The following is a 22,754-nucleotide window of genomic DNA, read 5'->3' as shown; positions in this document are numbered from 1 at the left end:
GCCTCCCGTGGCTTGGCGAGGGTGAGGTCTCGCTGGCTTGCGACCCAGCGAAGGGCCTTCGAGCCTCACGGGGAGAGGATCTGACCGTCTCCTTGACTCAACGTTAATTCACACTGAACCTTTCGTCATCCTGCCTTCACCCAATTCTTCAAGATTTTTGAGCGGTTTCTCTGTTGGCGCACTCACGCTAGCGACCACCGCAGCCCCGTGCACTCGACCGCCCGCTGCGTGTATGGCTCGCCGCATCTCCCTCAACGTAGATCCTGTGGTCGCCACATCATCGATCAAGAGGCAATCACGCCCCGACATTTCTGGCCAGAACCATCGGCTCGGAAGCCATGAGGGGCCGAGAATGTGCATGGAGTCGCGGAGCCGCTCAGATCGCCGATGAGCGTTGAGGCCCTTTTGTCCCGATGAAGAAGGATCGAGAAGGGTTCCAAGGCGGGCCACCAGAGGTTCGCGTATTTTCAGCACCGGTGCCACGCGGACGTCTGGCACCGATTCCCCGCGTGTGGTCTTGTCCATTTCATTCAGGACCCTGCGTGCGAGGATCTCACCGGGCACGAACCCTCGACGCCGATACGCCAGTGCTCGGGAAGGCGCCGGCACCAGAAGCACAGGCGCTTCTCGGTCAGTGCCCCTCCCGCCGTATCGGCCCGAGAACTCGGGCTGTAGGGATCTCAGCGCCTCAGAGATGGCGCGGGCTAAAGCGCGTGCGAGAAATGGGACAAGATCCAACCGTTGCTGGCCTTTAAAGGCCAGAATCGCCCGTGCGACTTCGTGCCCGTAGAGGCCCGCGGCGATGCACGGCGTCTGAGGGGACCATTGAGGGAGGGCCGTTGCGACATCTCGCGGTCTGGCCGTGAGACGGTACACGAATGCGCGGCACACGGGGCATAAGGCTCGATTTCCACCACCACATACGGCGCACGGTTGAGGAAAAAGCAGCTCGACGACGTCCGCCGCCGCTCCCACACATGAACTCGCCCACCGATCCGCGCGCCGCGCATCGATCCACACCATGATTGCCCCCTTCGTCGTCGATGGGTTGATCATGACGAATCAGGACACGTATGAAGAGTGGTCCGCAAAATTGTGGATAACGGTTCTACCCAGCGTAGGAGAGGTCTCGAACCTTCGTATCGACTCGGGTCCAGCTCGACCCGGTCAGCTGATAGGTATCCGTGCCGGTCTGAGCGTAGATGGATTCCTTACCGTTGCCCGCAGAAATATTTTGAATATCGGAGAGGCCGTTGACGTCCTGTGTATCCCCCGCGAGAGAAACCACCTGGACGCTGCCGTCCTGTTCGTTGGCCACCACCACCTGGCTGTCCGAGATCCAGGCGGCTTGCGTGACGTTTCGGGTCGCGCCCACCTGGAGAGGCTCACCCAAGCTTCGGGGCGTACCGTCATTATCGCGGTTTATGCCAGAGACCCATACCCTCGAGCCATTGCCTTCCTTCGTGACGACGAGCGCACGAGTTCCGTCGCGTGAAATCTGCAGCGAACGGATATTTTGTCCCTTGAGCCAATCCGCAGTGACCGTTTCGGGAGCGTCGTTCGAGCCCTGAGCGTTGAGGGCCAATACGCTACCGTCTTGGCCGCCACCCCAGACCCAGCTCCTGGGGTCGAAGCTTGGTTTCGAAATATTCTCCGGAAGGTCCACGTCCTTCGCCTCGCCGCCGGTGCTTCGAATGGCCAGGTGGCTTCCGTCGTCGTCGGTGTACGCATAGGTTTGGCGTTTCGTGTCCATGGCAGGATGAGATGGATGAACGCTCGCCGGAGCCAATCCCGCAACCTTGCGAGATTGTCCGTCGGAATAGGTCACCAAGTCGCCATCCAGGACGCCGACCTGGGGATTCGGTACCTGCGGGTCAATGGCGGCTTCCTCGTAATCGGCCAACTTTCCGGTTTCCACGGATTTGTCGTCAACCGACAATTGCACGGAGTTTGCCGAATGTCCTGACTTGAGGGTCTGTTCCAATTGAGTGTGGATTCGTTCCAACGTCAGCTGATCCGCATTGGCCACGCCTGTTCCCGTTAGACCGACTTCAGCGGAAGAATCGCTGATCGGGACCGACTGACGAACTAAGTTGGTACCACCAGGAATGGCGCTCGAAACCGACCCCTCCAAATACGGCGCAGGACCCCGAAGCAGGACACGAACAATCGACGTCGCGACGGTCGACCGGTTAGCGAACCACCGGATATCCGGTACCGCGTAGGTAAAGGTGGGATCGTAGAAATACAGAGTGAACGAATGAAAGAGTTGCTCGAATTCTGACCTAGAGAGCATGGTTCCATTGGGAATCGCAGAGATCCGCCATTGGCCATTGACCTGCTCGAACTTCGCCGTCACGGTTTGCGAGTCGGCCTTACGGAACGACGTCGCGATGCCTCGATCGTCAATTGACGTCGTGACACTCAACCCTGCCGTATATTCGTCAGAGCTCTTTCCAGAATCGACATTGACGTTGTCTTGATAGACCAACGTCCGGTCCTCAGGCTTCCAACTGCTCGCTAGATCGGTGGTCAGATATTGCCGCGCGACGGCGTAGTCATTTTCCACGCCCGTTCCAGCGTTGATAAAGCCCTTCAGGATGTCGGAAGGCGAGGCACCCTCGCTTGGGCCCGAAGGAGAATATGCCGGGGATGACTTCGTCGCGGACTCGGTCGGCTCGTTGTAGTGATACACGGGACCGCTCGTGGGGATTTTTCCGCACCCTGCAACCAACAATCCGATGACGCCAACCCAAGCTGCGGTGCGAACCACGCGGGCACGGGCACCGACGTGGCCTGTGTGTTTTCCTTTGTACGTCATCACGAATCCTCTTCCGAGCGGGGTGCTTGTCGCTGGTTCGGTTGTTCCTCGTGCGGTTCCGTCGAACCGGGCCAGTCGTCAGACCCCGGCGCGGAACCGGTATTGTCGGGAAGCTCTTGATCTGTCGATAACGCATCATCTTCGGAGATAGTGGACGCGACCGTCATATCGGCATTCGTGCTGTCTGCGTCTTCCGGAAGCTCTGTATCCGTTCCTGTGGCGACGGCGGGAATAGACGAGGGCGTATCGGGAACGCCCTCGGGCGGAAGGCCCAGAGGCGAATCCCCCGACGGGCGCCCCTGATCCAGCGGAAGGGTCAAGCGGAAGCAGGCGCCTTGCCCAGGCTCGCCCCATGCTTCGAGTCGTCCTTGGTGTAAGCGCGTATCTTCCGCGGCGATAGACAGGCCCAAACCCGTTCCCCCCAGGGTGCGCTTGCGGGAAGGGTCCGCACGCCAGAACCGATTGAATACTTCGCGGGTCTGTTCCATGGTCATGCCAACTCCGTGGTCTCGTACAGCTACCGCCGCATCAATACCGTTGGAGGCCAAGTAAACGTCGATGGGACGACCCTCAGAGTGCTCGATGGCGTTGACCAAAAGGTTCCTCACCACGCGTTCGATGCGGCGAGAATCCATCTGAACGGGGCATCGTTCCTCAAGGCCATGAAACCTGACCTCGAGACGTTGCTTGTCCAGATGAGGACGAACGGATTCGACAGTGTCTTCGACAAGATCGCCGAGATCCGCGGTCCCGACGTCCAAGGTGGCCGATCCGGCATCGAAACGGGATATCTCCAAGAGGTCAGCCAGGAGGGATTCGAAGCGATCGACTTGGTGGTACAGCAACTCGGTCGAACGTTGGAACGAGACGTCCAGGTTCTCCCGGCCGCTATACAGCAGCTCCGCGGCCATCTTGACGGTTGTCAATGGCGTCCGAAGCTCATGCGAAACATCCGAGACAAATCTCTGCTGCATTTTCGACAAAGTTTCCAGCTGGACAATTTGTTCCTGGATATTGTCGGCCATGTGGTTGAAGGAGGTCCCCAACACCGCGGCTTCATTCTCGCCGCGAACGGCAACGCGTTCACCGAGATGACCGCGGGATAGACGCTCCGCGGACCTCGCTGTCTGGGAAATCGGCCGAATCACGGATCGTGTGACCCACCAGACAATGGTGGCGACGAATACCAACAGGATCGCAAAGCCCGCGACAATGACCAGCTGAATGTAATTCAGTGTCGCCTGCGACGACGAAAAATCGTAAACAAGGTACAGCGCGTAATCGTTGCCCTGATTGAGGTGAACTTTCGTGCCGACAAAGATCACCGGGACCTCAGGCCCGTTACCGTTGGAACGCACCTGAGATGACTGCCAGAACACGCCGTCTTCGGAGGCGACCTGATCCTGCAGCTGCTTCGGCACGGAAGACGAGGTCATCCAATCGTTTTGGCTGATCGGTCCGACGTATCCCTGACCGTGTTTGTAATCGACGGGGATGAGGATCCATTGCCTCTTGGCGTCAGCACCGTGGTTCTCCAAGATCGTAAGCGTCTCGCGCATGAGCGACTGAACCTCGGTCTGATCCGAAGCCACGGCATTATCGAAGATCTTCTGGACGTCCGAAAATCCGCTCGAGGATTCCTCTAACGCCTGTTCTTGCCTCTCTTTGAAAAGGCTGTTGGCGATCTGGCTCGAGAGAAAATTGCCGGCGAAAATGAAGGCGACCAAAGACAGCGACGTCGCGACGATGATCGCGGAGAATTGCAGAGACTCCCGCCATCGTCGGCGAATGTCTCGGAAAATCGCGGGGACGATTCCAAGAATCCTCCGCCCCCTGCCTTCAGGTGTGTGCCGTGCCATAGAAACCTAGCGACGCACTTGGCTCGCGTTGGCCTTGTACCCCACACCGCGCACGGTTTGAATGAGATCCGGCTTTTCGGGGTCTTTTTCAATCTTGGCTCGAAGCCGCTGCACGTGCACGTTGACCAACCGACGGTCCGCATCCGAGTCGTAGCCCCAAATGCGATCCAAGAGGAGATCCCTGGAGAGCACCTGCCCCGGCTCCTGCGCGAGATTCACCAGCAGGTCGTATTCCAACGGCGTCAACCGAACGGTGGCCTCGCCGCGAGTCACGGCCCGACCGGCGAGATCGATGCTGAGGTCGCCGATCTCGATACGCTCCGCCGAACGTGACTCACCCGTGCGTAGGCGGGTGCGAATGCGGGCCAAAAGTTCCGCAGGTTTGAAGGGCTTCGCGATGTAGTCATCCGCGCCGGCTTCCAAGCCTCGGACGACATCTTCGGTGTCAGACTTGGCTGTGAGCATGATGACGGGAACGTCGGATACTTCGCGAATTCGTTCACACACGTCGATTCCGCTCATGCCGGGCAGCATCAAGTCGAGAAGGATGAGGTCAGGATCGTAGCTTTCGAAGGCGCTGACGGCGCGGTCCCCCGCGTCACAGAAAGTGGGCTCATAGCCCTCATTGGACAGGACGATGCCGACCATTTCCGACAGGGCTTCGTCGTCGTCCACTACAAGAATTCGCGCCTTCACTCGCGCTCCTTTCAAATCTTCGGACGACGTCGTCTGGCCACACACTCGTCCGATCTGGAGGATGCTTTCCCGCCCAACATTACGCGAGACCGTGACGCATTTCCGCCCCGTCCACCGTGTGGAGGGGATCCGCGCCCATCAAGGGAATTGTGGAGTCACTCGAGGGAAAGGTCGGTGATTCCTTCCGCGACCTCGGCAATACGGCTCAGCACCGTGACCGCTTGAGCTGGCGAAACGGAATTCAAGCTCTCGCGCTCCTCAATACGCATATGGCCGATCTCCGCACTTCCCAAACCAAGATCCCGCCACGTCGACCACAGAGACTTCACGGTTTCGACCGTAGATTCTCGGAGCCCGATAGGGGCGATTCCCAGCCAGACGTCCTGACCGCGGTCGACCGCACCAGCAATGGCTTCCCATTCTCCGGCGCCCCGCCCGACGGGACGGCTGGTCACGGCATCGAAGCTTCGTCCAAAATCTACGTCCGGTACCGCTCCCCCGATATCCAGAACGGCTCCAACGCCGACGTCCTGCGTGCAACGAGCCACGGCAGCGAGCGCATCTCGAGCTTCGGCTCGGGGAATGGCCCGCAACGTTCGATAGCCACTTGATGTGGGAACCTTCCCCTCGAGCGCATCCCGCATTCGGGGCTCGCACCAGCGAATCGTCAAGTCTTCGCCATCGACGGCCGTCCTCAGGGAGGCGACGATATCGGCAATGCCTTCCGAAAGAGACGCGGTAATGTCTCGACGTGCTCCATGGTCGCTTATCGACGATTCACCGTTCGCAAGCTTGAGCTCGGTCGCCAAGGTGATGGGGCCGGTTAACGACAGGACGGTGTGGCCTCGGTGCCCTCGGCCGGCTGCCCCTATGGCGTCGGCCATGACGTTGATGTCGCTCCGCAGGGCGGATTCGGCCGCTACGGATTCACGGCTGGGAGTTTCACGCACTCGCCACCCGAACGGCTGGCCGTCTGCCGACAGGTCGGCCATGACGGAAATCGTTCTGGCCGTCCGGGTCGCTGCGAATCCGCGCTCCTCGAGGGTCGGAAAGGGCGTGAGATGAGGAGCCCCAAGTTCACCGCGTGCCGCTTGAAAAGCTTCCGGAAAGTCGGTTCCGGAAAAGTACCCAGCAGAGACGCCCAACGCACCTGAATGGTGCGACGAGTGGTGTTGGTTCATGCGTCGAGACCAGACTCGTCCGGAACCCGCGACTGCCGGTGGTCCTCCGCAATTCGTTCGTGGTGACGGATGACCTCGCTAATGATGAAGTTGAGAAATTTTTCCGCAAATTCCGGATCGAGGTGAGCTTCCTCGGCCAACTTTCGAAGGCGGTCAATCTGTGTGGCTTCGCGGTCGGGGTCGCCCGCGGGCAGGTGGTATTTGGCCTTCAGGTGGCCGACCCTCTGCGTCGCTTTGAAGCGTTCCGCCAGCACATGTACGAGAGCCGCGTCGATATTGTCGATCGTGCTCCGGATTCGATAGAGGTCTTCCAATACTTCGGGACTAACGCCGTCGCTGAGAGGTTCTCGATCTTCGTCGGGTGTGTGCTGTTCGGAAGGTGACATCATGGCATGTCATTCTACGGATTGACTGGCCGTGGACACACTCGGACCCAGTGGACGACTTTCCCCGCTCACTTAGCCTTGGGCTGAGAGATTAGCTCACGACGTCGGGGCGGGACAGCGAATACGCACGGTTGATGGTGGCCTGCCCCAAGACGCGAGTTCCTTGGTAGAGCACGACCGTCTGGCCGGGCGCCACACCCTTGAGCGGTTCCCCCAGACGAATCACGATTTCCCGCGCGGTCTCGCCGTCGACCTCGCCGATGTTCACGTGAGCGGTGGCCGGCACGGGATCTGCATGGGCTCGCACCTGAGCCATGACGTCGAAAGACGCAGACGAATCCCCCAATCCGGGACCGGAGGCGTCAAATGCCTGGATTTCGGAGATGGGAAGACCGGCCCAGCTCTCCCGTATGCCTCGTATTTCGTCGACCGCCAGCATTTCCTTGGGGCCAACGACTACTTCATTGGTCTTGGGGCGGATTTCGAGCACGAAGCGAGGCTTGCCGTCAGCTGCCGGACGACCAATCGAGAGACCCTTCCGCTGGCCGACGGTGAAAGCACGTGCGCCGCGGTGCGTGCCTAAAACTTCCCCCGAGGTGTCTTTAATGTCCCCTTCTTCAAGATCAATGCGTTCTTCAAGCCACCCACGGGTGTTGCCGTCGGGGATGAAGCAGATGTCGTGAGAATCGGGTTTCTTCGCGACGGAGAACCCTCGTTCCTCGGCCTCGGCGCGGACCTCCGCTTTAGTCGGTGTCTCGGCGAGCGGAAACATGGAGTGCTTGAGCTGTTCATGGGTCAGAACGCCCAAGACGTAGGACTGATCTTTCGCCCAATCGGCGGCGCGGTGAAGCTCGCGGTTTCCCTCGGCGTCCTCGATGACCTTGGCGTAGTGCCCCGTGCACACGGCATCAAAACCTAAAGCGACCGCCTTTTCCAGAAGGGCGGCAAATTTGATCTTTTCGTTGCACCGCATGCAGGGATTAGGGGTCCGCCCCTGAGAATATTCATCGATGAAGTTATCGACCACGTCTTCTTTGAATCGCTCCGAGAAATCCCACACGTAGAAAGGAATTCCGAGGGCGTCACAGACCCGGCGGGCGTCCATCGAGTCTTCAATGGTGCAGCATCCACGGGAGCCGGTGCGCAAAGTCCCGGGCATGCGGGAAAGCGCCAGGTGCACACCGACGACGTCGTGCCCCGCGTCGACCGCGCGCGCCGCCGCAACGGCGGAATCGACGCCGCCGCTCATCGCTGCCAATACCCTCATGTGCCTACTTCCCTAGCGTGGTGTCTAGCGTGGTGTGCGGACCAGACTCGCCACGGTATAACGAATTGAGCTCCCTCGCTATTCCCCGAGTCACCCGTGTGGATTGATCCGTTTCACGCCCACGATCCGGTCGGCGCGTGATCGGCCATGCCTGCCGCGGCGGCTTGACGATACGCTCCAGGTAACGTTTCAACGAGACGCTCTACGTCTTCTGCCGTGGTGTCGTGGCCAAGGGTGAACCGTTGGGCTCCCCGGGCTTCCGTCTCGCTGAGGCCCATGGCAAGCAATACTTCTGATGGTCGAGGGACGCCCGCGTTACACGCGGATCCCGTTGAGGATAGGACGCCGGCCATGTCCAACAAGAACAGCAACGAATCCCCTTCGCATCCGGGAAAGGTGAAGTGTGCATTCCCGGGAAGACGCCGTAGCGGCGAGAGGTCGTGGGGACCGCGAAGTATTGCTTCTGGCACGGCTTCCCGCACGCCAGCTACCAACTGATCACGAAGGCCTGCAATGCGCTGCGCCTCACGAGGTATGTGGCGACACACGTGGTCGGCCGCAACGCCGAAACCCACGATCGCGGGTGCGTCGATGGTCCCGGAGCGGACATCTCGTTCTTGCCCGCCCCCGTGGATCACGGCCGTCAGCGGTGCTTGACGAGTAGCGATCAACGCACCGATGCCCATAGGAGCCCCGATCTTGTGGCCTGAGATAGCCATCGAGGTGCACCCCAAGGCATGAAAATCTACGTCAATCGCACCGAAGGCCTGGACCGCATCCGTGTGGAACGGCACCTCATGGTGCCGACAGATTTCCGCAAGCTCCGAGATTGGCTGGATGGTTCCGACCTCGTTGTTGGCCATCATGACAGTCACGAGCGCGACGTCGGATGAATCGGTCAGTAGAGCGGCGAGTTCCTTCGGGTTAACCCGGCCGTCTTCGTCAACGGTGAGCCACTCGAGAATCGCATCTTGCCGCGCGTCCAGCCAGAGGGCGGCGTCTTTGACGGCGTGGTGCTCGATGGGGCTGAGGATGATTCTGCGTCGATGGGGCGCACCTTCCCGTCGTTTCCAGTACATGCCTTTGACCGCAAGGTTGTCCGCCTCTGTGCCGCCGGCCGTGAAGATGACTTCGGCGGGGTCGGCGCCCACCGCTCGGGCGATGTTTTCCCGCGCGGTCTCGACCGCCATACGAGCTCGTCGCCCGGATGCATGGAGCGACGACGGATTCCCTCCGTCGCGCATTTGCTGAACCATGGCCTCCAACGCGACGTCGAGAACCGGCGCCGTCGCGGCATGGTCGAGGTAAATGCCTTTCATGGGGTTCCTGGCCTCTCGAGTGGTCGTGACGCATTCGCCCCGGTCCGCACGTAGACCGAGGTGATGGCCATAAGTCTAATCTTGGGGCCCAAGTTGCGAAGAACCCTTGGCAATAACGGGGCTAGAATGGGCCGTCGTGTTCAACATCCTTTTCTACACGCCCGAAATTCCCGGAAATACGGGTAACGCCATTCGGCTCGCGGCCGTCACCGGAGCGCATCTTCACCTGGTGGAACCACTAGGTTTCTCCTTCGAAGACGCGCATCTTCGCCGCGCGGGATTGGACTACCACGACCTCGCGGTCATGACGGTGCATCCTTCCTTCGACGCGGCGACCCAAGCTCTCGGGGATTCCCGATTGATCGCTTTTAGCACCACTGGGACACGTAATTTCGGCGAAGTCGACTATAAACCTGGGGACACCCTCGTTTTCGGCCCGGAATCCGTGGGGCTGCCGGACGAAATACAACACGACGATCGCATTGACGAGCTGGTCCGCATTCCGATGCTTCCGGGCCGACGTTCGCTCAACCTCGCCAATTCCGCCTCCATCGCCGTCTACGAGGCTTGGCGCCAAAACGACTTTGGCGGCGTGCTGTAAAGAAAGTCCACCGAGAGATGACTTGGGGCGTGGTCCACATCGAGTGAACCACGCCCCACATCATTGTCGAGACTATTTGCTGGACGCGCTAGCGGCGTCTCCCAAGGTGACCTTGGCATCGGTCGAATTGCCACCACGCGTATAGGTCACGTCGACCTCCTGGTTTGCCGCGGCCTCGCGAACCGCCGCCGTCAATGACTCGGCATCGGAAATTGCATGGCCATTGAGCTTGGTGACGACGTCCCCACTCTTCAGGCCAGCCTTGGCAGCGGGAGAACCGGAGGAGACATCCTTGATCACGGCGCCGTTCGTAAAGGCGCTATCGGAAGAGTTCGAGCCACCAGCTGGGCTCGACGAAACGGTAGCGCCGAGGAGTCCGTGGGAAGCCGAACCGTTGTCGATAATTTCCTGACCAATGCGCTTGGCGTAATTGATCGGGATGGAAAATCCGACGCCGATATTGCCTGAAGTGCTTGAGCTGGAATCGCTTTGTCCGCCCGCCGAAGCGATGGCCACATTAATTCCGATGACCTCACCCTTGGAATTCACGAGGGCACCGCCAGAATTTCCGGGGTTAATGGCGGCATCGGTCTGCAGCACATTCAGTGCGATGGACTTCTTGGACTGGCTATTTTGAGTCCCGCCATTCTTGTCCGGGAACTCAAATTGGAAGGGCGATGACCCGCCTTGGCCCGAGTCGGACGATCCTCCGTCGTCCGGAGCGGCCGAAGACGCGACGGAAATGGTGCGGTTCAGATTCGAGACGATTCCATCCGTAACCGTGCCATCAAGGCCCAACGGAGCCCCGATTGCGACCGCGATATCACCGACGTTCAGCGAGCTCGAGTCCGCCATGGTGGCAGGGGTCAGGCTCAGACCGCTCGGATCCACCTTGATGACCGCGAGGTCCGACGTCGGGTCGGTACCCACCACCTTGGCGTCTTTAACGGCGCCGTTGGCTAGTTTGACCTGGATGCTCGAGTTGCTGCTTGTACCGTCCAGGGTGACCACGTGCGTATTGGTCAGGATGTGTCCCTGGTCGTCCAAGACGACGCCAGATCCGGAACCGCTCTGCTGGCCTCCGGTCACGGAGATGGTGGCGACGGAAGGCGATGCCTTTTGGGCCGCTGCGGTCACCGCGTTAACCGAGTCTTTGTTATTGACGATCGTCGTCTCCGGGCCGGCCGCTGCAGCGGTCGAGCTGCCGCCGTCGTTCAGGAGCGCGCCGGCTCCAACAGCGACGCCGCCTCCCAAGAGGGCCGCCAAGAACATGCCACCGATCAAGGTTCCTGTGCCAAAGCGGTGGCCACGCCGTGCTGACCCCTCAGGCGCATATGGGTTACCCGATCCCTGCCCATAGGCTGGTGCCTGGCCGTAGTCCGGGCCCTGTCCGGCTTGGCCGTAATTCGCGTACTGATAGCCCGACCCATCAGCAGCAGCACCGTATCCAGACTGGTCCGAGGCGTAGCCGTAAGAGCCATCGGTTCCATACTGCGGAAGGGGCTCGGTGTGCTGTCCGTTCGGGGACGACTGCGCGTGCGGGTACGGTTCAGTGAAATCTTCGTGGCCATCGTGCGGAATCGGCTCGTAACCCCCAGCGGACCCTGATCCGCTCGCTCTTTCAGGGCCCCCTTCCATAGAATTGCGCCGGTTATCCTCGGGGTTTTGAGACATGTCTCGCCTTTCATCTCACGGGCCGTGCCGCATGTCCTGACGCGGCAGAATTCCATCTCACATGATCTGGTTCTGGGTCCACTATGTCGGATGGGACTGTGGGGGCGTTGTACGATTTCTGGAAATTTCCTGGAGCCATCTGGACCGTCCAGGACCGCGGTTCTGCGCACCGAGGTTCAGGGGAAAACTCAGGTATCCCCAGGATTCTGGCTCTAGACTGGTCTCCAAGAGTTATCCACGGAGCAATCGAGGTCCGAGCATGCCAACCTCTCGTCAACACGGACGCACCGTTGTGCTGGGCGCGCTGCTGGCTTGCGGCGCGGCCGCTCTCACTCCGTCAGCTTGGGCGGCCCAACCCGCTACTGCCTCAGCTGTGCCCGTCGCGGCATCCGGCTCAGGGTTCATCACGGGTCTTGGCCTCCTGCTCCTCGTCGTCATCGTGGTGGCCGTCGGATGGTGGTTTTTTCTCGGCTGCGCCCAGCGAAGCCGTCAAAGGGAGCGATTTTCCCAGACCGCGACAAAATATTCAGCGGCAGGTTCCGCCCCGTCCGCTTCCATCGCAGACCTTCGGTCTCAGGCGGGGAGCCTCCTCATCAGTACGGATGACGTGATTACCCATGCCGAGCAGGAACTCGCTTTCGCCCAGGCACAGTTCGGTGAAGATCAAATCCGTCCGTTTCACGTTGCCATCGGGGAAGCGAAGGCCCACATGCGCCGAAGCTTCCAATTGCAGAATCAATTAGACGATGACATTCCCGATACTGAAGAGGACCAGCGATCCTGGTTGAATGAGATTATTGCCGGTTGCCGTTCCGCCCAAGAATCTCTCAAGCATCACGAGAACAATTTCTCCTCACTTCGACAATTGGAACGCCGAGCCCCCGAGGCCTTAGAGAGTCTGCGGCAGGCCGTCGACGACGTGCGCGGGTCTCTCCCCGAGGCACGCGAAAACTACGCCTCCCTGAACCAAGATTTTGCCCCCACAGCAATCGAGTCCGTGTCAGACAATCCGAACGAAGCCGAAGACCGGCTCGAATTTGCCGGGCATATGGCAGACCAGGCCGCCGATTTGTTGCACGCCGGTGAATCTTCAGAGGCCGTGGTGAAAATCCGCTCTGGCGAGGAAGCCGTCGGCCAAGCCCGCGAATTGATTGCCGCCATCCTGCATGCGCGAGAAGACCTCGAACGAGCAGACAGGGCTTTGGCTGAAGCCACAGCGCAGGCCAAGACCGACCTTGCGGAAACGTCGTCCCTGCTAGAACGCGGAACCTTTGCCGATCTCGCGGGCAGTTCCGCAAGCGTCGCTTCCGTCGTTGAGGAGATTGAGAAAGCCCGGAGCCTTGGTCCGATCGATCCCCTAGTACTCTCACGTCGACTTGCCGAATCTCGCCAGGAGCTGGACAAGGGATTAGAGAGTATCCGTAGTCAGAACGAACGTGATCGCGCGGCCAGAGAGACCCTTGCCCATACGATGCTGTCGGCACAGGCTAGGCTGACCTCGGCGGCCGACTATGTACGGGTCCGACGAGGCGGAATTCAATCTGAGGCCCGCACTCGTTTACACGAAGCCGAACGTCACCTGGATGAAGCGGAAGCGTTAAGAACCTCCGATCCAAGCGGCGCTCTCAATCATGCGAACCAATCCATCCGACTCGCCGAGGACGCACAAAGAATCGCTCTCGGTGACGTCCAAAATTTTTCCCGTGACAGCTACGCTCACCACGGTGGCTACGGCTCGGCGGCTTTGGGGGGCATTTTCTTAGGCCTGCCCGGTCAGCGAGCCTTCCCGGGTAACCCGAACAACTCGGCCGGCTTCGGAGGCGCCACGCCTCCAGGCTTCGGAGGAGGTATCACCGGCCAAGGTTTCTAACCGCACCTCCCGCTCCCGATTTAACCCTTATTTTTCCGTCTCACCCTGTGAATCAAGGTGGCCCCAGAACGGGCCACAGAAATGAGGACAGCAATGGTCAAACAATCGATTTTCGGACGCATCGCCCAGCTGGCCAAGGCCAATATCAATGCCTTGATCGACTCCGCAGAAGATCCGCAGAAAATGCTCGATCAGATGGTGCGTGATTACAAGAACAACATTGTCGAAGCCGAGCAGGCCGTGGCGCAGACGATCGGCAACTTGCGCATGCTGGAGCAGGACCACGCGGAAGACCTCAAAGAAGCCGAAGAATGGGGCCAGAAAGCTTTGGCTGCCTCTCAAACGGGAGACCGATACCGTGCCGAGGGCGACACCGCCAACGCCGATAAATTCGACAACCTCGCTAAAGTTGCTCTTCAACGGCAAATGAGCTCTGAGAAAGAGGCACAAGACGCCGAGCCGCAAATTGCGGCCCAAACCCAGACGGTCGAAAAACTCAAAGACGGCCTCAATAAGATGCGGTCGAAGCTCGACGACCTTTCTCGGAAGCGCGATGAGCTGAACGCACGACAGAAGACCGTTCAAGCGCAGAGCCAGGTCAACGACTCTCTCAAAGCCTTCGACCTCATGGATGCGACCAGCGAGGTCAGCCGATTCGAGGAGAAGGTTCGTCGCGAAGAAGCAAGGGTCCGGGGACAGGAAGAGCTGGCCGCGTCATCCCTTGATGCCCAATTCGAGTCCCTCGAAAATCTCTCGGAGCAGTCCGAGGTCGAGAATCGCTTGGCGGCCCTCAAACAGAAAAACAACGGCTAAGCGGCTATCGCACCGGCCATGGAATGCCGGCGTTCGCCCTCATGTCACGGCGGGCGCCGGCAACACATCACTGAGAGAAGCAGGAGACACTACATGTTGGATGAACCCCTTGACCTCGAGGCGTACGACGGGGTTTGCAGTCTCTTTTCGGCGCTTTCGTCTCCTGCACGAGCGGCAACCATTCACCTGCTGAGTGAGGGTGAAAAGACGGTCGGAGAACTTGTCGATTGTTTGGAAATCTCTCAACCGTTGATGTCGCAGCACCTGAAAATTTTGCGGAACTCGAGGTTGGTCCGCTCGCGTCGAGCTGGCCGTTCCATCTATTACAGCTTGGCCGACGATCACGTCGCACACGTCTTTTTGGATGCTTGGAATCACAGCCGACACCCCGAAACCGCGGAAACCAACCCGGAATCCGCGCGCTAGAAGCCCACGTCTCACAAATGACTCCGCGGACTTCTCGGACATAGCAAAAGCCCCTGGCCTGCAATCATGCAAGCCAGGGGCTTTATTCGTTGCGGGGGCAAGATTTGAACTTGCGACCTCCGGGTTATGAGCCCGGCGAGCTACCGAACTGCTCCACCCCGCGGCGACCTGTTCTACTATACGCACCGCAGAAGGGCTCCGCAAACGCAGAAGGCCATTTGTGCCTGACATCACCACAACTACCCGCTTGGGCGGGCGTTCGCCCCGACCGGGCTGGCCTTAGCCCCTCCCCTGCGCCCGACAGTTCGGGCGGCGAACCGTCAGGCGCAGAGGCCCCACTCTGTGGCCAACGAGAGCCCTACTCCTTCGATGAGGCACTGGGGCTCGGCGAGGCACTGGCGCTGGCACCTTCGGCCTTGATCGCTTCGTCCAGAGCCTTGTTGAGACGATCCTGCGCCTGTCCGTAGGCGGACCAGTCGCCGTCCTTCATGGCCTTTGACGAATCTTGCATCGCCTTGTTGGCGTCTTCCAGGGCCTTCTTCAGATCCGGCGACTTATCACCGGAGGAGCTCTGGCCTCCTTGGTCCGACTTGCCGGAGTCAGCCTGCGATGCGTCCACACCGGCATCCTTGCTGGTTTGCGCTCCCGAGTTCCCGTCGAAGAGCTCATTCAGAGCTTCATCGAGGGTCGGTGCAAACCCAACCTTCTCACCGAATCCAACCAGGACACGGCGAAGAGTGGGATACGAGGCGTCACCGCTGGACTGCACATAGACCGGCTGGACGTAGAGTATGCCACCGCCGACGGGAAGGGTCAGCAGGTTACCGTTGACGACTCGAGAGGCACCCTGCCGAAGCAGGTTCAATTCCGTCGACACGTTGGTATCGGAATCGAAGAGGTTTTGTGCTTGTCCAGGGCCGGGCACCACGGAATTTCGGGGAAGTTCCAGCAGGTTCATCTTGCCGTACTCGGGATCCTTGACGCCGTCCTTGCCCGTGCCCGCGTCACCGTTGGCCGAAACGAATCCGTACATGACGTTTCGGGTATTCGAATCGGACTGCTGCGGGATAAATGAACTGGTCAAGGAGAAGCGGGTGCGCTTGTCTCCCGGCATCTGCAAGGACATGTAATACGGCGGCAGGTCCGTGGCTTTGTCCTGTGTCGGATCCTTCGGCGTCTGCCAGACGTCGTCGTTGGCGTAGAAGCTATTCGCGTCCGTGACGTGATAGCGGTTCAGCAATTCACGCTGCACCTTGAAGAAATCCTCCGGATAACGCACGTGATCCATGAGGTCTGCGCTCATCTCGGAGTACGGCTTGACCGTAGTGGGAAAGACCTTCTGCCACGCCTTCAACACGGGATCCTTGTCATCCCACGCGTAGAGATCCACGGAGCCGTCGTAGGCATTCACGGTTGCCTTGACCGAGTTCCGGATGTAATTGACCTTCTCGTTGGGAAGAGCCTTCGATCCCCCGGCTTGGGTCTGAGAATCCTGGGTCGCGTCGCCCAGAGAGGTCGGTGTCGAATATGGGTAGTTGCTCGACGTCGTGTAGGCATCCACCATCCATACGACCTTGTTATCCACGATGGCGGGATACGGGTTTCCGTCCACCTTGAGGTAGGGAGCTACCTTTTTGACGCGATCCGCGGGGTCCCGATTGTAAAGAATCTGTGAGTCGGGCCGGACGGCGTTGGAAAGCAGAAGGTCGGAGGACTGGTATTTAATGGCGTAGGCCAGGCGGTTGAACCAATTGCCGATCTTCGGTCCACCCTCGCCCGTATAGGTGTACTTGGCGTCACCAGCGCCCTTGTCATCTGTGGTCTGGGGACGGTCCAGCTCGAGGTCGTCGTCTCCGTCAGATCCGCCAACAATCGAATAATTCGGTGAGGACTGGCCAAAGTAGATCCGAGGCTCGTAGTCCTGCGAAATCACGCCCTTGGCAGAGATGCCTTCCTGCATGAACTTGGGCTTGCCGTCTGCTTCCACCTGATTGCCGTACGCCGCCACGACACCATAACCGTGGGTATAGACGACGTGCTGGTTATACCAGCCCTCATTCTGGTCCGGATTTAGCTCGCGAGCAGAAATCACGGTGTCCTGGTTCTTGCCGTCGACGTTATAACGGTCCACGGAAAGCGACTTGCCGAACTGATAGTACGGCCGGAATTGTTGCAGCTGGGCAAAGGAATTGGAGACGACGTTCGGATCGAGCAAGCGAATATTCGACACCGTCGAGGAGTCGCCGTCGAGAGCCCCGCGGCCCGTTTCCACGGTAGCGTCGTAATTTTGAGCCTGGATATCGCTCAGCCCATAGGCGCTTCGAGTCATATCGATATTGCGTTGGATGTATTCCTTCTCCATGGCCTGCTCCGTGGGAGTGACCTGGAAACGCTGTACGGCCCAGGGATAGAGCCCGCCGGCCACGAGTGAAACCACCAACAACATTGCGGTTCCGATGAGGGGCAACCGCCACCGTCCCGCAAAGGCCGAATAGATGAAGAGGATGGCCACGATGAAGGCAGCCACCGCCAGAATTGCATTGGTCGGCATGACCGCGTTGATATCTGTGTACAACGCGCCCGTCCAGGACCCTTTATTCGACAGCAAGGTCGAGTATCGGCCCAACCAGAAATTGCCCGCCAAGACCACCAACAAGAGTGCCGCAAGAATACCGAGCTGAACTTTAACGGCTTTGGTGGTCCCCAAGCCTCTCTCGTGAACGACGATCCCACCGTAAAGATAGTGAGTCACCAAAGCCGCGATGCCGGCCAGTACGAGGACCGTGATCGCATATCCGGCGATCAGCCGGAGGAATGGGAGGGTAAACATGAAGAAGGAAAGATCAAACCCGAACTGGGGGTCGGTCTGCCCAAAAGGCTCCCGAGCGAAGAACAAGGCGATCGTGTCCCACTGCGCCAATAAGGTCAGCCCGCCAAAGAGGCCCACAACGATCGGAATCGCGATCATCAACACCTTGCGCATGGGCTCGAGGGCCTGTTGATACCGTTCCATGTTCTGGTTGAAGACGGCTTGAAGGTCTCGCATGGGGTCGGATCCCGGACCGTTGTGCTGCCCCTCAGCGGATTTGGGGTGTTGTTTCACGGGGCGCTCGGCGGGACGATGCTTCCACGCGAACCGAAGGCTCCCCCACATGACGAGGGCCATAAGGAGGAATCCCGCGAGGAATGAGCCGATCTTGATGAGGTTCTCCCGAAGGAAAACCCCGACGTAACCGAGCTGGTTAAACCAGAGAACCTCGGTATAGACCTGGGAGACGTACACGAAGGCAATCACCAGAGCGACGACGATGATGAACGTCGTCAACAGGGGGCGGCCACGCTTCCTCGGACGCGAGCCCGACGACGAAGTGGATGAACGGGGAGACGTTGGTCCTGTGGCCACGGGATTCCTCAACTAGCAGTGCGAAATAAAGACGAGGAGAGACTGCCTTGGCAAGTCTCACGTCACGGCGTGATCGATGTCCACCGTTCAATCGCCGTGACCATCTATTTTGCCTGTTTATGGTGTGCAACTCCACTCATGACGGAGCCCAATCTGCCGCCAGCGCAGGTTTCAGCCGGTGCACTGAGGCAGGCTCGACGGGTCCTCGCCCTGCCCGATCGACTTCACCGCGTGCACGGAATCTTTCAAATTACTGACCTTGACAACTTTCATCCCGTCAGGAATATGACCAACGACTTCGTCGCAGTTATCCGCAGGTGCCAAGAACACGGTGGCCCCATCGTCCTTAGCACCAATCATCTTTTGCCGGATTCCTCCGATCGGTCCAACCTTTCCGGAAGTATCGATGGTTCCCGTGCCGGCAAAATGATGCCCGCCGGTCATGTCGCCTTTGGTGAGCTCGTCGATGATCCCGAGCGTGAACATCATTCCGGCGCTCGGCCCACCAACTTGCTCCAGGCCATACTTGACCTGGAATGGGAAGGAATAGTCGGTCTTGAGATACAGGCCGAGTCGATATTGTCCGGAGGAAGAATCGCGCTTCGGTTCAACCGTGACCGTCTGCTCTGCACCTCCGCGAGGTTTATACCCAAGTTTCAAGGGCGCACCCTTGCCATCAGCCAGAGTCTTCTTCAGCTGATCGTAATTTTTGAGGGGGGTTCCATTCACGGAGGTCAAGACGTCGCCGTGATCCAGACGGGCCGCGGCATCATCGGTAGCGCCCATCACGGTCAACGTCGTGGTGTAGTCAATTCCCAGATAGCTCGACGCCGCGGCCTGTGCCGACGACTGGGAGTCCGTCATGTCCGAGGTGTTTTGGGAGCTGACCTGCTTTTGCGTCAATTTGGGATCGTAGAGCGCATCGGACGGCAGAGCCGTACGATCGTGGTCGAGCCAGGCACTCAACACGTTCAAGGCACTGGTCGGACCGTTGGGGCCTCCCGAAACGTACACCGTCGTCATGTCCAGATTGCCGCTGGGTCGATACGTCGGCATCCCCGTGATGGAGATCAGCTGCTGACCCTGATGTTCCCCTATGGTGTTGAACGTCGGCCCCGCCGATTCGGTAACGAACCGCGGAGGCAAGAGAGCGCCCGCCGCCACTAACACGAACGTCACGACCCCTGCGACTGCTCCCCATGTGGGACGTCGCGAACGCCGGGTACGGAGGCGAAGGGTCTGGGGTTTGGGCATGCGCTGGCTCTCTGAACTGGACGGTGAACTGCCCCGCCATCTTAACCCACGGTGGTACCTCTTTCCTGACCTTCCCGTGTTCCTTCCGCGCGACGACACGCTGTGCCATCAGCTGAAATTCAGGCCGCTCCCTGACGAGACCCCGATTCGTCCTCTTTAATGGACCCAGAGTAAGAATGCCGTGAGGCGAAGGCAGCCTCGCGGCGACCCATCGACCGCGAGGTGTCATGAGCCCCAACGACCCCTACAACAACGGCAGCAACGATGACCACGAGGAAAACCCCTTCGAGGAGCTGTTCCGCAAGCTGTCCTCGGGTCAAAACATCAATCCGGAAGACTTACAGGGCATGGGTGTACCCATGGACCCGGCCATGATGTCGGGCATGTTTTCCCAAATCCAGGCCATGATGTCCGGCATGAATTCCGACGGTTCCGCAAACTGGGATCAGGCCAGGGCCCACGCCCGGCGGCTGGCCACCGCAGAGAATGGCGATCCCGCCGTGTCGAGCACGCAGAAATCTGCGGTTAAAGACGCGGCGCAACTCGCTCAGCTCTGGCTCGACCCCGTCATTGACTTCGACCGTGCCGCCATATCCGACGAGGCATGGTCTCGGAGCGAATGGATCGAAAATTGTTTTGACACGTTCCGCGAAATTTCGGAGCCGGTGGCAAATTCGATCACCGAAGCTATGAGCAACGCCCTGACTCAGCAAATGCCGGAAGAGCTGTCCTCGATGCTCGGCCAGGGCGCGTCCATGATCGGCGGCATGAGCGGAATGATGTTTGCCATGCAGTTGGGGCAGGCTGTCGGCGAGCTATCTCAGGAAGTCGTGTCCTCAACCGACATCGGCCTGCCGCTCTCTCCAGGGCGCTCCGCCTTATTGCCGGCTAATGTTGCCGACTTCGGCGAGGGCTTGGACCTTCCGGCCCAGGAAGTCATGCTGTTCCTGGCCGTCCGGGAATCCGCGCATATCCGCCTGTTCCGGGCGAACCCGTGGTTGCGAGAGAACATCCTCGAGCTCATCCAGCGCTACTCGCACGGCATTCACGTGGATACCGACCGTATCGAAGACGCGACGCGCGACATGGATCCTTCGAACCCAGAATCATTGCAGGAAGCATTGAGCGGCGACATCTTCAAACCGACTCTGACCGAGGATCAAAAGGTGACCTTGCGTCGCCTGGAAACCCTCCTGGCCCTGGTTGAAGGGTGGGTCGACCACGTGAGCACCGAAGCCACGAAGAATCTTCCAAGCGCTGCGGCTTTGACGGAGACCCTCCGACGTCGGCGCGCAGGGGGCGGCCCGGCGGAGAAGACTTTTGGTTCCCTGATTGGCCTCGAGTTGCGGCCCCGTCGTCTGCGAGAAGCTTCGCAGTTCTGGAAGGGTTACGAGGAGAATCACGGAATCGTCAAGAGGGACGCTCTGTGGGAGGCCCCGGAGAATCTGCCGACCGATGAGGACCTCGATAATCCGGAGAATTTCGGGACCGAACGCGGTCTTTTGAACGCATCCGACGAGGAGATGGACGCCGCCCTGGAGAAGCTCCTGTCTGGCGGATACGATGACCCAGATTCTTCGGCGGAGGACGACTCAGACGGCCAGGGTCCGAACTCTTCCGGGCCGGCCCCGACCTCCTAAGGCGCCGGCGACGTCGTGGCGCCGCATTCACCCGATGTGACCGGTCGGTTCCTCGCCCCGAGGAGTCGACCGGTCATTTTTGCTCGGACCGGGCAAAAATCATCCCGTCCAAAAAGCTTTTCGCCCGTTCCACCTCCGGATATTGCGCCTCGAGTCGTTTAAAACGTGCATCGTGAGATGACTCGATCAGGTGACACAATTCATGATGAATCACGTAATCGAGGACGTATTCCGGAACGCCCTGGAGGTGGTGTGAGATTCGGATGGTTCCCGTGGATGGTGTCGTCGAACCCCATCGAGTGTTCTGATTGGTGACCCACCGGATTTCCCGCGGTTTTACCCTACGATTCAGGTGGGCCGCGGCCAGATGCTCCGCGCGCTCGGCGAGATACGCATCGGTGCGGCTTGGGTCATTCTCGGACCGACGCCGATCCTCCATAAGCCTCGGCAGGAGTCGACTCACATACTGTTCCGCCAAGTCCCGCGAGAGCGTACGAGGCGCCAGCAAGACTATATGTTCGCCTTCCCAACGAGCGGCAACCGTTTTCTTCCGGCGTCCTGAACGTCGAATTTCGACGTCGGGTCGCGACGGGTCTGTGGTGAGCCACTCACGCGGTGTTTCGGCAGGCATTCCCCGAAGTTTACCGGCATGACGTCCACGTCGTCGTGGATACTCACGGCCACCTCGCGTTGTCATCGCGTGCCTCGCCGGACGGGGTCGGCATCGACAGATTTCCCGATGCACCACACACATTTCTTCCAAGACCGCTCCGAGAAGGAGTCTTCGTCGCACGGTAGATCTATGCACACTGATCGGTTGCCTCATGGTCAAGGTCCAGGTTGGCCCACCGTGCGTGGTGGCGCGACGTTACGCGCTCGGATGCCCGGACAACGTCTGAGAGTTCCGCAGACGCTCTTTATCGGGCTCCCCGGGCGAATCGCCGACGCCGTCACGTCCCTAGCGGTGAACGGTGAAGGATTGCCCTGGCTGTTGGACCGAACCGCCGTGAATTCGACCGATCTCTTGGCCGAAAGCTATCGGCCCTTTCACCGCGAGCGCCCCCGGTCCATGTGCTTGGAGCAGTCGCTCGTTGCGCTCGTTCCGGAGGTCTTATCCAGGTCAGGCGTGCGGCCGGAGGACCGGTATCTCTCGGACCTATGCCGCGACGAAACAGCCAACGATCTGCGTCAGAGACTGCACGGCCTGGTTCTACGGCCCGACGTGGTCGTGTGGACCGCGTGGGCCGGTCAACGGGAGGAGTGGAACGTTCCGGTGGCGCCGGATGTGCGGTGCCTTCAGCTCTTTCACGACACCGCAGCGAGGGTGACGTCGTGGGGCGTCGTTCCGTGGGCCAAACGCCGTTGCGGTGATTGCCTTGAGGCACTTGCTTCCACGGCATCACGACAGGATTTCCTCTCGGTTGAGGAGATCGTGACGCGAATAATCAGTGCTTCCACGCGACAACCTGAGGCACTGAACTATGCGGCTACCGGAGAGCCCCCCGTCCTCGACGGCTGCTCGTGCTGGTGGGGCGGCTTCTAAC

Annotated in this window: 18 protein-coding genes and 1 tRNA gene; 6 read left to right on the top strand and 13 right to left on the bottom strand. The window is 59.7% G+C overall.

The window, feature by feature from the left end; all coding sequences use genetic code 11:
* Nucleotides 1-108: 108 nt before the first annotated feature.
* The 8 genes from D8M21_RS11615 to D8M21_RS02425 all read right to left on the bottom strand — a co-directional run bounded on the left by D8M21_RS11615 (nt 109) and on the right by D8M21_RS02425 (nt 9,529).
* Nucleotides 109-309, bottom strand: a complete 201-nt coding sequence (locus D8M21_RS11615) for a phosphoribosyltransferase family protein (protein ID WP_446720492.1) — start codon at nt 307-309, stop codon at nt 109-111.
* Nucleotides 310-1,108: 799 nt separating this feature from the next.
* Complete coding sequence (locus D8M21_RS02455; protein ID WP_048680324.1) at nt 1,109-2,821, bottom strand: LpqB family beta-propeller domain-containing protein; 1,713 nt, start codon at nt 2,819-2,821, stop codon at nt 1,109-1,111.
* A complete protein-coding gene (mtrB, locus tag D8M21_RS02450) occupies nt 2,821-4,680 on the bottom strand; it encodes an MtrAB system histidine kinase MtrB (RefSeq protein WP_053089968.1) in 1,860 nt (619 codons plus the stop codon). Before mtrB ends, D8M21_RS02455 begins: the two co-directional genes overlap by 1 nt.
* A gap of 6 nt (nt 4,681-4,686) precedes the next feature.
* Nucleotides 4,687-5,376 (bottom strand): MtrAB system response regulator MtrA, encoded by a 690-nt coding sequence (mtrA, locus tag D8M21_RS02445; protein ID WP_048680325.1) that lies wholly within the window; start codon nt 5,374-5,376, stop codon nt 4,687-4,689.
* Between the two features lie 155 nt (nt 5,377-5,531).
* Nucleotides 5,532-6,557, bottom strand: a complete 1,026-nt coding sequence (locus D8M21_RS02440) for a hypothetical protein (protein ID WP_048680332.1) — start codon at nt 6,555-6,557, stop codon at nt 5,532-5,534.
* Nucleotides 6,554-6,946 carry a chorismate mutase gene (locus D8M21_RS02435; protein WP_425432065.1) on the bottom strand — a complete coding sequence of 131 codons (393 nt, stop codon included), beginning with the start codon at nt 6,944-6,946 and terminating at the stop codon, nt 6,554-6,556. Before D8M21_RS02435 ends, D8M21_RS02440 begins: the two co-directional genes overlap by 4 nt.
* An 88-nt stretch (nt 6,947-7,034) precedes the next feature.
* Complete coding sequence (mnmA, locus tag D8M21_RS02430) at nt 7,035-8,210, bottom strand: tRNA 2-thiouridine(34) synthase MnmA (RefSeq protein WP_048680336.1); 1,176 nt, start codon at nt 8,208-8,210, stop codon at nt 7,035-7,037.
* 113 nt (nt 8,211-8,323) lie between these two features.
* Nucleotides 8,324-9,529, bottom strand: coding sequence for a cysteine desulfurase family protein (locus tag D8M21_RS02425; protein ID WP_048680338.1), 1,206 nt, complete (start codon nt 9,527-9,529; stop codon nt 8,324-8,326).
* A 136-nt stretch (nt 9,530-9,665) separates the two neighbouring features.
* On the opposite strand from D8M21_RS02425, the gene D8M21_RS02420 reads away from it, so the two are divergent.
* A complete protein-coding gene (locus D8M21_RS02420; protein ID WP_048680340.1) occupies nt 9,666-10,130 on the top strand; it encodes a tRNA (cytidine(34)-2'-O)-methyltransferase in 465 nt (154 codons plus the stop codon).
* 72 nt (nt 10,131-10,202) lie between these two features.
* Here D8M21_RS02420 and D8M21_RS02415 read toward each other — a convergent pair whose 3' ends face one another.
* Entirely contained in the window at nt 10,203-11,804 is a 1,602-nt protein-coding gene (locus D8M21_RS02415) for a S1C family serine protease (protein ID WP_082156719.1), read from the bottom strand.
* 259 nt (nt 11,805-12,063) lie between these two features.
* Between D8M21_RS02415 and D8M21_RS02410 the strand changes: the two genes are divergently transcribed.
* From D8M21_RS02410 to D8M21_RS02400, 3 genes are all read left to right on the top strand, one after another.
* Nucleotides 12,064-13,674, top strand: a complete 1,611-nt coding sequence (locus D8M21_RS02410) for a TPM domain-containing protein (RefSeq protein ID WP_126855635.1) — start codon at nt 12,064-12,066, stop codon at nt 13,672-13,674.
* Nucleotides 13,675-13,767: 93 nt separating this feature from the next.
* Nucleotides 13,768-14,487, top strand: coding sequence for a PspA/IM30 family protein (locus D8M21_RS02405; RefSeq protein WP_048680345.1), 720 nt, complete (start codon nt 13,768-13,770; stop codon nt 14,485-14,487).
* Nucleotides 14,488-14,580: 93 nt separating this feature from the next.
* The gene (locus D8M21_RS02400; RefSeq protein ID WP_048680347.1) at nt 14,581-14,913 is read left to right on the top strand and encodes an ArsR/SmtB family transcription factor; all 333 of its coding nucleotides are present in this window, start codon (nt 14,581-14,583) and stop codon (nt 14,911-14,913) included.
* 89 nt (nt 14,914-15,002) lie between these two features.
* Here D8M21_RS02400 and D8M21_RS02395 read toward each other — a convergent pair.
* The 3 genes from D8M21_RS02395 to D8M21_RS02385 all read right to left on the bottom strand — a co-directional run bounded on the left by D8M21_RS02395 (nt 15,003) and on the right by D8M21_RS02385 (nt 19,570).
* Nucleotides 15,003-15,076 (bottom strand) — tRNA-Met (locus D8M21_RS02395).
* A 195-nt stretch (nt 15,077-15,271) separates the two neighbouring features.
* A complete protein-coding gene (locus D8M21_RS02390) occupies nt 15,272-18,316 on the bottom strand; it encodes a UPF0182 family membrane protein (protein ID WP_048680350.1) in 3,045 nt (1,014 codons plus the stop codon).
* Between the two features lie 171 nt (nt 18,317-18,487).
* Complete coding sequence (locus tag D8M21_RS02385) at nt 18,488-19,570, bottom strand: YlbL family protein (protein WP_048680357.1); 1,083 nt, start codon at nt 19,568-19,570, stop codon at nt 18,488-18,490.
* Between the two features lie 227 nt (nt 19,571-19,797).
* Between D8M21_RS02385 and D8M21_RS02380 the strand changes: the two genes are divergently transcribed.
* On the top strand, nt 19,798-21,210 hold the full coding sequence (locus D8M21_RS02380; protein WP_048680360.1) for a zinc-dependent metalloprotease: 1,413 nt from the start codon (nt 19,798-19,800) through the stop codon (nt 21,208-21,210).
* 73 nt (nt 21,211-21,283) lie between these two features.
* Here D8M21_RS02380 and D8M21_RS02375 read toward each other — a convergent pair whose 3' ends face one another.
* On the bottom strand, nt 21,284-21,841 hold the full coding sequence (locus tag D8M21_RS02375) for a M48 metallopeptidase family protein (RefSeq protein WP_082156720.1): 558 nt from the start codon (nt 21,839-21,841) through the stop codon (nt 21,284-21,286).
* A gap of 171 nt (nt 21,842-22,012) precedes the next feature.
* On the opposite strand from D8M21_RS02375, the gene D8M21_RS02370 reads away from it, so the two are divergent.
* Nucleotides 22,013-22,753 carry a hypothetical protein gene (locus D8M21_RS02370; RefSeq protein ID WP_126855634.1) on the top strand — a complete coding sequence of 247 codons (741 nt, stop codon included), beginning with the start codon at nt 22,013-22,015 and terminating at the stop codon, nt 22,751-22,753.
* Nucleotide 22,754: the final 1 nt, after the last annotated feature.

This window comes from Kocuria sp. HSID16901, assembly GCF_003989425.1.
In the GTDB taxonomy this organism is placed as follows: domain Bacteria; phylum Actinomycetota; class Actinomycetes; order Actinomycetales; family Micrococcaceae; genus Rothia; species Rothia massiliensis.
The sequence above is the reverse complement of the archived record's forward strand: the minus strand, read 5'-3'. Positions and strand labels throughout refer to the sequence as shown.